A 13,679-nucleotide genomic window follows, 5' to 3' on the forward strand; every position below is an offset into this window, starting at 1 on the left:
GGACTCGTCTCGGAGGAGGAAAAGTCGGGGAGTTGCGACGAAGCGTCTGGCAACATGGAAAACACAAAAGACGACCCCACCCCCCCCCGGGCCCTCCCTGCCCCCCACCGGGCCACAGGTGTACGCACGTGCCGCTCGCCGATCCGTCAGGCGGCGCTCCCGGAGGCCGAGGCCGCCGCACGGGCGCTCTCGGGTGTCGCGGAGGTGACGCCGACCAGCGAGGCCAGCATCGAGATGAAGTCCGACAGGGTCGGGTGCTCGACGACGGCCCGCGTACCGAGCTCTACCTGGAAGGCGTCCTCGACGTCGGTCAGGACGTTCAGTGCCGCCAGCGAGTGACCGCCGAGAGCGAAGAAGTCGTCCGTGTCGCCCACGTCGGGCACGCCTAGTTCCGCGCACCACACCGAGACCACGAACCGGCGTATGTCCCCTGGTCCGCCCTGGCCGGCGATGTCCTTGTTCATGGTGTCTCCCTCGTGTTCATGACGTCCCCTTGCCGTTCATGGAGTGTGATCGCGCCCGAGGGGCACCGGGTCGCGGCCCCTCGCACCGATCCGGTCAGCCCGGCGCCCGGCACCGCGATCCTGAGCAGGACCTTGCCGTCGTCGTCCGACTGGTCGAAGACGGCGGGCACGAACAGCGCGCACATCCCGCCGCCCACGCATCTGCCGCGGTCGACCTCGATCTCCAGCTCCCCGTCCACGCGTTCTCCTCTCACCAGGCGACCGGCAGCCGCTCCAGCCCGTAGGCGGGCGAGTGGACACGGAAGCGCACCTCGTCGGCGGCTCCCGCCGGGCGGAGCGCGGGAAAGCGCTCCAGCAGGGCCGTGAGCGCGATGCGCAGTTCACTGCGGGCCAGCGCGGCGCCCAGGCAGTGGTGGATGCCATGCCCGAAGGCCACGTGGGGCACCGGGTCGCGGCCGGGGTCGAAGCGGTCGGGGTCCGGGGTGAGCGCGGGGTCCCGGTTGGCCATCGGCAGGGAGCAGACGACGTGCTCGCCCGCGCGGACCAGCTCCCCGCCGATCACGACGTCCTCCCGTGCGATCCGGGGGGTGGGGGCGTGCGGGACGGACAGGTAGCGCAGCAGTTCGTCGATCACGCGGTCCGCGGTCCCCGGGTCCGCGCGCAGGGCCGCCAGTTCGGCGGGGTGTTCCAGCAGGACCAGTGTGCCCAGGCCGATCATGCCGGAGATGTTGTCCAGGCCGGCGAGCATCAACAGGACGCACAGGCCACGCAGTTCCTCGTCGGTCAGCTCGTCGCCGTGGTCGCGTACGAGGGCGCCGAGGAAACCGTCGTCGGGCTCCTTGCGCTGCCGTTCCACCAGGCCGGTGAGGTAGCGCAGAAACGACTCTCCCGCGGCGGCCCGGCGCTGTCTGCCCCGCGCGGCCTCCAGGTGTGCGTGGCCTCGGCGCAGGAAGTCGGCACGGTCGTCGCGGGGCACCCCGATCAGTTCGCACAGCACCGCGCCCGGCACGGGCGACGCGAACCGCTCCACCAGGTCGACCGGTGGCCCGACGCGTTCCATGGCGTCCAGGCGTTCGGCCACGGCCTGCGCGATGTACGGCTCCATCCGGCGCAGGCGACGGAGGGTGAACTCCGGTGTCAGCAGGCGGCGCAGCCGGGTGTGCTCGGGCGGGTCGTAGTCCATCAGCTGGCCGACGGCCTGCTCCGGCCGGCCGCTGTCGGGGGCGTCCGGCCGCGGCGGAGTGCCGCGACGGGTGGAGAAGCGGGTGTGGTCGCCGAGAACCTGGCGCACCTCCTGGTACCCGGTCACCAGCCAGACGGGCCGGCCGTCCGTGCCGGGGCCCACGGGCAGGCGTGCGATGGGGCGTGACCCGGTGAGCGTGCGCAAGTCGTCCGCGGGGTCGAAGCGGGTCCGGCGGGTGTGCACGGGCACGTCCGGTGTTTCGCGTGGCATGTCGCCCCCCTACCAGGTGACCGGCAGCGCGTCGACGCCGTAGTTGGGGGCCAGCGTGCGGTAGCGCAGTTCCTCCGGCGGCACCGCCGGCCGCAGCTTGGGGAAGCGGGCGAGCAGGGCGGGGAAGGCGATCCGGAGGGTCAGCCGGGTCAGCGGGGCGCCCAGGCAGTAGTGGATGCCGTGTCCGAACGCCAGGTGGGAGGTGATCTCCCGGGTGATGTCGAGTTCGTCGCGCGAGGGCTGCGGGGGCGGCGTGGGCTGGAAACGGTTGACCGCCATCAGGGAACACACCACGGTCTCCCCCGCCTTGACCTCGTGCCCCTCGATCGTCAGGTCCTCCAGCGCGGTGCGCGGCGAGGCCGTCGCGATGACGGAGACGTACCGGATCAGCTCCTCGACGGCCCGGTCGACCACCTCCGGCCGGTCCTGGAACAGGGCCAGTTGGTCCGGGTGCTGCATCAGCGCCAGGGCGCCCAGGCCCAGGGTGCCGGCGACGTTCTCGAATCCGGCAGCCATGGTGGTGGCGGCGGTCCCCACCAGTTCGTCGTCGGTGATGTCGCTGCCGTGCTCCCGGATCAGCCTGCTGAGCAGGTCGTCGCCGGGGGCGCGCCGCTTCTGCCCGATCAGCTTGTGCATGTACGCCATGTAGGCCTTGCCTGCGGCCTGTTGCTGTTCGCGGCTGCGGTTGGTGGCGCGGGTGGTGTCGAGGTTGCGCGCCAGTTCGGCGTGGTCGTCGCGGGGGATGCCGAGCAGCGCGCAGCTGACCAGTCCGGGGACCGGCCAGGCGAAGTGCCGCATGAAGTCGGCGGGCGGACCGGCCAGTTCGAGGGCGTCGAGGCGGTCTGCCACGATGTCCGCGATCAGGGGTTCCAGCCTGCGCATCCGGCGCAGCGTGAACTCCGGGGTCAGCAGTTGCCGCAGGCGGGTGTGCTCGGGCGGGTCGTACTGCAGGAGGTTGCCGGGCTGGATGAGGCGGCGGGAGTCCTCCTTGCTGTCCGCGGGCGGCAGAGTGCTGAACCGCTCGGCGTCGCCGAGGACCGTGCGTACCGTCTCGTTGCCGGAGGCGAGCCAGGCGCGGGCCGAGGTCCCGGGTGCGGGGGTCTCCGCGAACGGGCACTCCCGGCTCGCACGGCCCAGTTCGGGCAGCGGGTCGAGCCCGACCCGACGGTTGTGCAACGGTATTTCCGGGGGTTTCGGCATCAGCGGTTCCCTTTCGTCATTTCTCGCTGCGGGATCCGGGGCCCACCGTCCGAGTCTGAAATCGCAAAGCGTGGGCGTCAACGAATGTCCAACTGACCAATTCCGAAAGGGAATGCGAGTACGGAGGAAGCGGAGGGGCGGCGGCGGGATACGGGCGCAGGGAAAATCGGCCGGGGTGGCGTGCGGTACGGCACACCACCCCGGCCGGATCATCCTTCACCGCTGGTGCGGATCGGCGCCGGAAGGGATCACCCCTGTTTGCTCTTCACTCCTTTTTCCGGCTCACCCTTTTTCCGTGCCGGTGGCTTTCCCGAGCTTCTCCGTGAGGACGCGCCCGATGTGGGCGGCCGGGGTGGGCTTCAGCATCTCCTTGTGGCGGGCGGCGATCTCGTGCGACTCGATGTTTCCGGCGACGTACGGATCCCAGGTCGCGACCGCCTCCGGGATCGGCTTGTCCTGGGGCCGGTCCACCGTCGCGACGAAGACGAGCAGGTCGCCCCGGAAGTGACGCGGTGTGTAGTCCGGCATGAATCCGGCCGTGTTCTGGATGACCTTCTTGACGTTGTCCAGCGCGGGGCCGCTCACGCCGGTGATGTCCTGGCCGCCGGGACCGCGCTGCATCCGTCGGCCGCTGTCCCGCCCCTCCGGTGTCTCCTCGTCGTCGTAGGTGTACAGCGAGGTGCCGACCCCGTGCTGGGGATAGGCGTCGAGCACCGCGAGCAGGGCCACTTCCTCGCCGAGCTCCTCCAGCCGGGTGGCGACGGCGTGGGCGAGGACTCCGCCCAGGGACCAGCCGAGCAGGTGGTAGGGGCCGGTGGGCTGCACCGAACGGATCTGCTCGGCGTAGTCCGCCGCCATCTCCTCGATGCCGTCCGCCGGCGGTTCGGCGCCCGTCAGACCGCGCGCCTGGACGCCGTAGACCGGCAGATCCTGCGGCAGGTACTGCAGGAGTGCGGCGTAGATCCAGCTCAGGCCGGTGGTCTCGTGCAGGCAGAACAGCGGCGGGCGGCCACCGCTCGCCCGCAGCGGCAGCAGCACCTCCAGTTCCCGACTGTCGGTGACCGTGCGCCGGGCCCGGGATCCCCTGTCGCGCTCCTCGCCCGGATCACGCAGCGCGAGCAGCCCGGCAGCGGTCCGCCGCGCGCGTTCCCCGGTGCGCAGCATCCGCTCACCCGGGCCGCCGTACGGGAAGGCGACGAACCGTTCGGCGGTCAGTGACGAGCCGCCCGCGATCCCCCGGGACAGCGGAGTTCCCGTCACGTACACGTCGCCCACGACACCCGGCGGAACCGGGCGCAGCAGGTCGTCCAGAACGAGGGCCCGGCTGCCGTGCACGGGCCGGCCGACCGGGAGGCTCGCCGGGACCGGGCCGCCCGGAGACACCCGGTGTTCGAGCCAGGGTCCCGCGGTCCCGACCGCGGCGACGCTGCTGACCAGCGAGGTGTCCTGATGCAGGTCCAGCCACTCGCTGGTCTCGTCACCGGCGACCGGCCGCCCCGTCTCGAACACGGTGACCTCGGCGAACGGACGGCGTCCCGCCTCCGACCCGATCATCTTCCGCAGCCGGTCCCGGGTGGTCACCAGGGTCGTCTCCTGAGACCCCGTCGCCCTCGCCATGGCGACGGCGTCCTCTCCCGGCACGACGAACCGGACGCCGCCACCGGCACCGAGGGACGCGAGCAGCGGTATCAGGAACGCGCCGACGGGTGCTCGCGCGTCGAGCAGGGCGGGGACGCCGTTCACGGCGGTGGTCCGCAGCCGGTGTGCCGTCTGGCGCAACAGCGCCCGGTGGTCGACGACGGATCCGGGGGCGGACGCGTCCGCTCCCGGGGCGTCGAGGACGACGGCCGCCTGAGCGGGCCGGGACGACAACGGCGTGGCCGCGCCGGGCACACGGACGGGCGGGAACTCCGCGCCCTCCTCCGTCAGATCGTCGATCCACAGCACCGGGATCCTGCTGTCCGCGTTCATCCGCCCCGCCATGGCCGCCGTGCAGATCAGCGCGGCGGGCCGACTGCGCGGCCCCGGGCCGTCCGCACCACCGACGAACGGCCGGGTCGGATCGACGAAGGAGCACACCCCACCGGCCTTGAGCACACCGATCAGGGCGACGGTGAAACCGACACCGGGCGGCAGCATCACGATGACCCGCTGCTCGGTGCCCGCGCCCCGCCGGGACAGCCGGCGCGCGAGCAGATCCGTCACCGAGTCCAACGCCTGGTAGGTGAGGGACCCGTCCTGGCCCTTCACGGCGACGGCGTCCGGTGTCCGTGCCACCTGCTCGGCGAGCAGACCGAGGACGGAGTCATGGCTCAGGACGGAGTCAGGATCCAGAACGGTGTCGGGATCCAGGACGGGATCGTGGCCGAGGTCGCCCACGGAGTCGACGCTCCCGCCCACGAGCCGACGGCGCTCCTCCTCGCCGAGCAGCACGTCCACCTCGCTCAGACGCAACTCCGGTGCGGCGGCGACCTGTTGCAGCACGCGCACGAGCCGATCGGCGAGCGCGGTCGCGGTGGAGGCGTCGAAGAGTTCGGTGGCGTAGTGCAGCAGGCCCTCGATGCCGTTGGGCGTGCCGTCCCCGTGGGTGCGTTCGTTCAGCGCGAACCACAGATCGAGCTCCGTGCCACCGCTCACGCCGTCCAGCCGGGTGGTCCGCAGGCCGGGCAGATCCGCCGCGTCCAGCTCCTCGACGCTCAGGTCACCGACTTCGAGCAGGACCTGGAACACCGGGTGGCGCGACGCCGAGGCCGGCTGCTGGAGCAGGTCCACGAGCCGCTCGAACGGCACCTCCCGGTGGCGCTGCGCCTCCTGGTTCACCTCCTGGACGCGGCGCAGCAGTTCCCGGTAGGTGGGGTCACCGGAGGTGTCGGTCCGCAACACCAGCGGGTGGGTCAACGGCCCGACCACACCCTCCAGATCCCCTTCCTCGTAGCGCCGCGACAGCCGGGTGCCGAGCACGACGTCGTCCCCGGCGCCGAGCCGGGTCAACAGCAGCGCCAGCGCCGCCTGTACGGCCACGAAGGCCGAGGCATCCTCGACCTCGGCCGTGTCCATCAGACGGTCGTGCGCCTCCGCGTCGAGAATCAGCGGCACGGACCCGGTCCGGTGATCGGCCAGCACCGGGCGCGGCCGGTCGAACGGGAGCGGCAGTTCCGGCTCCAGGGCGGCCAGCCGCTCCTTCCAGTAGGTGAGCTGGTCGCTGATCAGGCTGTCCGGCTCCTCCGCGCCCCGGAGCAACTCCCGCTCCCACAGCGCGTAGTCGGCGAACTGAAGGGACAGTGGGGCCCGTTCGGGCTTACGGCCCTCGCGCCGGGCACCGTAGGCGGCGGCGAGGTCACGGACGACGATGTCCAGCGAAGCATCATCGCCGGCGATCCGGTGCACGACCAGCAGCAGCACGTGCTCCGTGTCGGACAGCGCGAACAGGTGTGGCGCCCACGGCAGTTGGCGCGCCAGGTCGAACTCGTGCGCCGACCGGTCGGCGAGCAGTCCGGCGAGTTCCTCCTCGGCGGCGACGGTCACCGACAGGGCGGGGCCGGCCTCGGGATCGTCGGCGTCCAGGACGTGCTGCCGCAGGTCGTCGGACCGTCCGCCGGTGAACCGGGTCCGCAGGATCTCATGACGTACGGCGACGTCCCCGAGCGCCGCCTCCAGGGCGGCCCGGTCCAGTACGCCGGTGAGCCGCAGGGCGACCGAACTCCGGTGGGCGGCACCCGCCTCCTCGGACAGCCCCGCCATCAACCAGGTCCGTTGCTGTTCCGCCGAGACCGGTATCTCCTCCGGGCGTTCGGCCGGCCCGAGTTCCGGCCGCGCCTTCGCCGCGAGCATCCGGGCGACGCCCACCGGCGTCGACGCGCCGAAGAACTGCCGCATGCTCAGGTCGGCGCCCAGTTCCTCGCGGATACGAGCGGCCAGACGCATCGCCAGTCCGGAGTCACCGCCCAGGTCGAAGAAGTTGTCGTCGACGCCGACCCGTTCCAGTTCCAGGACTTCGGCGAACAGCGCGCACAGCTTCTCCTCCGTCTCCCCCACCGGTGTCCGGTCCGACACCCGCCCGGCGAAGTCGGGGGCGGGCAGGGCAGACCGGTCGACCTTCCCGTTCGGGGTCAGCGGCAGCACGTCCAGGACGAGAAGCGCGGCCGGAACCATGTACTCCGGCAGCGCTTCGGCGAGGTGCTCACGCACCTGCAGCATGTCGATGTCCTGGCTCTGGGGGACGACGTAAGCGACGAGTTGTTTGTCGCCCGGTCCGTCTTCGCGGGCCACGACGACCGCCTGGGCGACAGCCGGGTGTGCCGTCAACACCGCTTCGATCTCACCGAGTTCGATACGGAACCCACGCACCTTCACCTGCGCATCCGCCCGACCGACGAACACCAACTCACCATCAACCGTCCAGCGCGCCAGATCACCCGAGCGATACATCCGCTCACCCGTGGCGAACGGACACGCAACGAACCGCTCCGACGTCAGATCCGGGCGAGCGATGTAACCACGGGCCAGACCGGCGCCCGTGAGGTAGATCTCGCCGTCCACACCGGGGGGAACCGGGCGCAGGAAGGAATCCAGCACGTAGACACGGGAGTTGGCCAGCGGGCGTCCGATGGCCGGCGCCTGTCCGGACGGTGTGATGTCGGCGGCCACCGGTCCGGCGGTGACCATCACCGTCGCCTCGGTAGGCCCGTAGGTGTTCCACACCCTCACCCCAGACACCCACCGCGCAGCCAGATCCGCCGTCAGACGCTCCGCACCCAACACCCAGGTGTCCATACCGGACACCTGCTCCGGATCCAGCACCCCGAGAAGAGAGGGCACCACACTCGCCGTGGACACGCCGTGTGCGGCGATCATCCCCGCCAACGCACCCGGCTCCGCCCGCTCCTCACTCGTAGCAATCGCCAACGTCCCACCGGAACCCAGCGCCACGGCCACATCGAGGATCGCCGCATCAAAACTGAACGAGGCGAACTGCAACGACACCACACCAGGACCCACACCCAGCACAGGAGCCATCGCCCCCACCAGGTTCACCACACCCCGATGACCGACACCGACACCCTTGGGACGCCCGGTGGAACCCGACGTGTAGATGACATAAGCCAGCTGACCCGGATCCTTCACACCAGGAAGAGGCACCGGATCAGGTGTTGCCGGAACCTCTTCGAGCAGGACGATCCGGGCCGGACCCGCGGGCACCCGGTCAAGGGTCTCCGCGGTCGCCAGCACCACACCCGCACCACTGTTCCCGATCATGTACCGCAACCGGTCCGCCGGGTACTCAGGATCCAACGGCACGAAGGCCCCACCGGCCTTCCACACCGCGAGCTCCCCCACCACCACATCCACCCCACGCGGAAGGCACAACCCCACCACCCGCTCACAACCGACCCCCGCACCCACCAGGAACCGGGCGAGACGATCCGACCGCTCCTCCAACTCCCCATACGACAGAGCCTCGACACCCGACCGGACCGCCACCGCCCCGGGATCCGCGTCGACATGGGAACGGAACAAGTCCAGCAGCGAACCCCCCACCACCGGCCGCTGCGTGTCGTTGAACCCCACCACCACAGCCGCCCGCTCCACTTCCTCCACCACATCAATCCGCCCCACCGGCAACGACGGATCAGCCACCACCCGCTCCAGCACCCGGATCACCCGCTGGAAGATCGACTGCGCGGTGGCCTGGTCGAAGAGGTCGGGACGGTAATCCAGTTTGAAGCGCAGCCGCGGACCGGGGGTGACCACCAGGGTGATCGGATAGTGGGACGCGTCGCGCGACATGCCCGACGGCCTGATGGACACGGCGTCGGGCAGCGCCGGTGCTGCGGGCGGTGCGGGGAAGCTCTCGTACAGGACGAGCGAGTCGAAGACGGCGCCGGGGCCGGACAGCTTCTGGATCTCGGACAGGCCCATGTACTGGTAGGACATGAGCCCGGTCTGGCGTTCCTGCAGCCGCTCCAGCATGTCCAGCATCGACTGCTTGCCGTCGAGTTCGACGCGCACCGGGAGTGTGTTGATGAGCAGCCCCACCATCGATTCCACGCCCGGTAGTTCGGCCGGCCGGCCTGCCACCGTCGCGCCGAAGACGACGTCGTCGCGCCCGGCCAGCCGGGCCAGGACCAACGCCCACGCACCCTGCACCACCGTGTTCATGGTGAGGCCGTGGCTGCGGGCGAGGTCGCCGAGGGCGCGCGTGGTGTCCTCGGGGAGTTCACCGAAGACGTGGTCCGGGAAGGCCGGGGCCCGGGTGGGGTCCGCCGGTGCCACGAGGGTCGGTTCGTCGGCTCCGGCCAGTTCCGTACGCCAGGCGGTCCTCGCGTCCTCCTTGTCCTGGCGTGACAGCCATGCCATGTACTGACCGTAGGACGGGGCGCGCCGCAGGCGTGAGGCGTCGCCGTCAGCGGCGTAGATCGCGGACAGTTCGCTGAGCAGGACGGGCATGGACCAGCCGTCCATCAGGACGTGGTGGAACGTCATGACCAGGCGGTGCCGGTTCTCGCCGAGCCGGATGAACAGCAGCCGCAGCAGGGGCGCGGCCGCCAGGTCGAACCGTTCGGCCAGTTCGCCCGCCGCCAGGCGCTCCGTCTCGGCTGTCGCTTCGGGCTCCGCCAGCCGCGAGACGTCCGCCTCGCTCCAGGGCAGTTTCACCTCACGGGCGATGACCTGGACCATCTGGCCTCCGCTCACTTGGCGGAAGCAGGCGCGCAGCGCCGCGTGGCGGGCGGCGAGCGCCTGCCAGGAGGCCCTGAAGTGGGCTGCGTTCACAGGTCCGTTGATGTCCAGGGCGGACTGGACCGTATAGACGTCGGGGCCTTCGTCGTCGAAGGCCGCGTGGAACAGCATGCCTTCCTGCAACGGCGACAGCGGCCACACGTCTTCGACAAGGGATCGGGTCATTGCACTCTCCTCACAGAGGCTTGCGACTGTGGCTACTGCTGATCGCCGGCGAGTCCGGCCTCAAGCTCCTCGATCTGGTTCTGTGCGAGATTCAGGAGGGGGAAATCGGAGGGGGTGTGACCCCCCGCTCCCGCGCTGTCGGTGTGGGCGGCGAGACCGGCGAGTTGGTCGGTCCAGGCCGTGCCGAGTGCTTCCGCGTCGGCTGCGTCGAGGGCTCCGTCGGGCCAGCTCAGAGTGAGCGTCAGCTCCGGCCCTTCCGTTGTGTCACGGATGACGGCACCCGCTTCGAGTACGTGCGTGACCGGCATGTCGGGATCGGCGGAACCACCGACCGCACTCTCCCCGGCCATCTGCCAGGCCTCCACCGGGCCCGTACGACCGGTGGCAGCGGTGAAACGGCCCAGGTAGTTGAAACCGATCTGGGCATGAGGTGCAGATTCCAGGACGGCACGGGTGTCCGGGTTGAGGTGACGAAGGAGTTCGTAACCGAGACCGTCACCGGGCACGGCACGGGTCTGTTCCTTGACCGCCTTCACGAGGTCGCCGGCCGCATCCCCGCCCCGGGTCACCTCACCCAGATCCAACCCGGCCACGTCGAGACGGAGTGGCTGCACGCTCGTGAACCAGCCGACGGTCCGCGACAGTTCGGTGCCCTCCAACGGTTCACGGCCGTGACCCTCGATGTCCACGAGCACGCTGCCGCCGGTGTCCGGCCGCCAACGCCCCACCGCCCCGGCCAGCGTCGACAGCAGCACCTCGTGCACACCGCAGTGGAAGGCCGCGGGGGTCCGGCCCGCCAACGTGGCCGCCTGCCCGGCAGGCACCACCCACTCCCGCCGCCGCAACGTCCGCGCCACATCCACCACCGGATCCAACAGCCGACGCCCCAGGGGAAGACTCTCCTCACCCAACAGGGCCAGCCAGGCATCCAGTTCGGCGGTCCGCTCGGGACTGACGGCCTGCTCGGCCAACACCCCCGCCCAACGACGGAACGACGTCCCCACCGGCTCCAGCACCGGAGTGCGTCCGTCCGCCAGCTCCTCGTACGCACTCTCCAGATCCGGCAACAAAATCCGCCACGAGACGCCGTCGACCACCAGGTGATGGACCACCAGCACGAGTCGACCCACCTGACTCGGACCCGCGTCCACCCAGACAACCTGGAGCATCACCCCGCCCGCAGGATCCAGCCGGCCCACAGCCTCACGAGCCGCACGCCCAGCCACCACATCCAGATCCCCGACCCCAACCTCGGCCTCAACCTCGACCCGAGTGATCAGACCCGCTGCATCCACCGAACCCGGCTCACCCACAATCAGCTTCGACTCGCTGCTCACGGCCCGCGCCCGCAACATGCCATGTCCGTCCAACAGGACGCCCACTGCCCCGGCCAGGACCCGCGGGTCCAGGTCAGCCGGAGCCCCGGCCACCACCCATTGGGCGAAATCGGGGCGCACGATCCGATCGCCGAGCGCTCGCATGACGGGCGTCCACGGCACCTCTCCTACGGCCACGTCCTCCGCGCTGTCGACCGTCTGCGGGTCCGCTGCTTCGACGACGTCGGCCAGTCGCTCGACGGTCTTCTCCTCGAAGATCTGACGGGGCGTGACCACCAGACCGGCCTTGCGAGCACGCGACGCCAACTGCATCGACATGATCGAGTCGCCGCCCAGCTCGAAGAAACTGTCGTCGGCGCCGACCCGTTCAAGGCCAAGGGACTCGGCGAACAGTGCGCACAGCAGTTCCTCCAGTTCGCCCACGGGCGCTCGGCCCACGGCCCGTTCGGCGAAGTCGGGGGCGGGCAGGGCGGACCGGTCCACTTTGCCGTTCGAGGTCAGGGGCAGGGTGTCGAGGACCACCACGGCCGTCGGCACCATGTACTCCGGCAGACGGTCACGCAGGAAGTCCCGGAGCAACGTGGGCAGTTCGTCGGTCCGCTGCCCGGCATCCGAGGTGGGGTCAGCCACCGCGTACGCGATCAGCTTCTCGTCTCCGGGACGATCCCGGCGTACGGTGACCGCCGCCTGGGCGACGGAGGGGTGGATGGCCAGAACTGCTTCGACCTCACCCAACTCGATGCGGTGGCCGCGGACCTTGACCTGGTCGTCGGCCCGTCCGATGAAGAGCAGTTCGCCGTCGTCGGTCCAGCGGACCACGTCCCCGGTGCGGTACATCCGCTGGCCCGAGGCGAAGGGAGAAGCCACGAAACGGCCGGCCGTGAGCGCCGAACGCCCCAGGTAGCCGCGTGTCAACCCGGCTCCGGCCACATAGAGTTCACCGCTGGTGCCGGGAGGCACTGGTTGCAGGAACGGGTCCAGGACGAAGGTACGTACGTTGGAGATGGGGCGGCCGACCGGCACCCGGTCCGCGCCCGGTGACAGCGGCGCGCTCATGGTGGCGCACACGGTCACCTCCGTGGGGCCGTAGGCGTTGACCATGCGGCGATCCCGTGACCAACGGTCGACGACACCCACGGGGCAGGCCTCCCCGGCCACGACGACTGTCCGCAGTTCCGAGGGCAGTTCGTCCTCGATGGCGAGGACCGTGGGTGGCACGGTGACATGCGTGGCGCCGGTCTCGCGCAGGGCTTCGGAGAGGGACACCTGCGGGGGTAGCCGGTCCGGTGCGGCGACGGCGACCGACGCACCCGACAGCAGGGCCATGCACAGTTCGGAGACGGCGGCGTCGAAGCTCACCGACGCGAACTGCAGCACCCGGGACTCCGGTCCCACGGCAAAGCGGTCGATCTGCGCCCGCGCCAGATTGCCGAGTCCCGTGTGGGGGACGACGACGCCCTTGGGAGTACCCGTGGATCCGGACGTGTAGATCACATACGCGGCATGACCGGGCCGCAACGGAGCCAACCGCTCACCATCCCCGACTACACCGCCCTCCAGGTCCGCCAACCGGGCCACCACCGCCGGATCGTCCAGCGCCACCACCCGACCACCGAACCCCACCGGCACCACACCCCGCGTCCCCGACGTACACACCACCACCGCCGGATCCGCATCCCCCAGCACAAACCCCACCCGCTGCACCGGATAACCCACATCCACCGGCACAAAAGCACCACCCGCCAACGACACCGCCAGCAACGACACCACCATCGCCACCGACCGCTCCACCACCACCCCCACCCGACACTCCGGACCCACACCCAACCCCACCAACAACCGAGCCAACCGCCCCGCCCGATCCTCCAACTCCCCATACGACACACACTCATCGCCATCAACCACCGCCACCGCGTCCCGCGACAGCACCACCTGCCGCGCGAACAACTCCGGCAACACCTCAGGCACCCACGGCACCACCGTCCGGTTCCACCGATCGACCACCACCTCACGACCAGCAGCACCCAACACACCGACCCGCCCGACCGGCATCGCCGCATCAGCCACAAACTGCTCCAACACCCCCACGAAAGACGCCAACACCTCCTCCGCCCGCGCCCGATCAAACACATCCGGCCGATAGATCAGGTCGCCCTGCATGGGGTCGCCGGGCGCGACGATCAGCGTCAGCGGGTAGTGGCCGGTGTCCTCCGGTACGCCGGCCGGGCGGATGGTGATGGCGTCGGGTCCGGTCGCTGGTTCACTCGCGGCTCGCGGGTAGTTCTCGTACACGACCAGCGTGTCGAAGGACGCACCCGCACC

General features: G+C 70.5%; 6 protein-coding genes. All 6 read right to left on the reverse strand.

Annotated features, from left to right (window positions below; genetic code table 11):
* Positions 1–146: 146 nt before the first annotated feature.
* Complete coding sequence (locus ACZ5VD_RS43110; protein ID WP_468555310.1) at positions 147–464, reverse strand: phosphopantetheine-binding protein; 318 nt, start codon at positions 462–464, stop codon at positions 147–149.
* Entirely contained in the window at positions 461–703 is a 243-nt protein-coding gene (locus tag ACZ5VD_RS43115) for a ferredoxin (RefSeq protein WP_468555309.1), read from the reverse strand. The genes ACZ5VD_RS43110 and ACZ5VD_RS43115 overlap by 4 nt, the downstream gene beginning before the upstream one ends.
* An 11-nt stretch (positions 704–714) precedes the next feature.
* Complete coding sequence (locus tag ACZ5VD_RS43120; RefSeq protein ID WP_468685929.1) at positions 715–1,917, reverse strand: cytochrome P450; 1,203 nt, start codon at positions 1,915–1,917, stop codon at positions 715–717.
* Positions 1,918–1,926: 9 nt separating this feature from the next.
* Entirely contained in the window at positions 1,927–3,117 is a 1,191-nt protein-coding gene (locus tag ACZ5VD_RS43125; RefSeq protein WP_468555307.1) for a cytochrome P450, read from the reverse strand.
* 282 nt (positions 3,118–3,399) lie between these two features.
* Positions 3,400–10,020, reverse strand: coding sequence for an amino acid adenylation domain-containing protein (locus ACZ5VD_RS43130; protein WP_468685931.1), 6,621 nt, complete (start codon positions 10,018–10,020; stop codon positions 3,400–3,402).
* 32 nt (positions 10,021–10,052) lie between these two features.
* The coding region (locus ACZ5VD_RS43135; RefSeq protein WP_468685933.1) for an amino acid adenylation domain-containing protein at positions 10,053–13,679 on the reverse strand (3,627 nt) is incomplete at its 5' end.

It is taken from the genome of Streptomyces sp. NPDC032822 (assembly GCF_055578825.1).

Coding starts and splice junctions, on each gene's coding strand:
- ACZ5VD_RS43120 (WP_468685929.1), bottom strand. CDS start 1,917: ATGCCACGCGAAACACCGGACGTGCCCGTGCACACCCGCCGGACCCGC.
- ACZ5VD_RS43125 (WP_468555307.1), bottom strand. CDS start 3,117: ATGCCGAAACCCCCGGAAATACCGTTGCACAACCGTCGGGTCGGGCTC.
- ACZ5VD_RS43110 (WP_468555310.1), bottom strand. CDS start 464: ATGAACAAGGACATCGCCGGCCAGGGCGGACCAGGGGACATACGCCGG.
- ACZ5VD_RS43130 (WP_468685931.1), bottom strand. CDS start 10,020: ATGACCCGATCCCTTGTCGAAGACGTGTGGCCGCTGTCGCCGTTGCAG.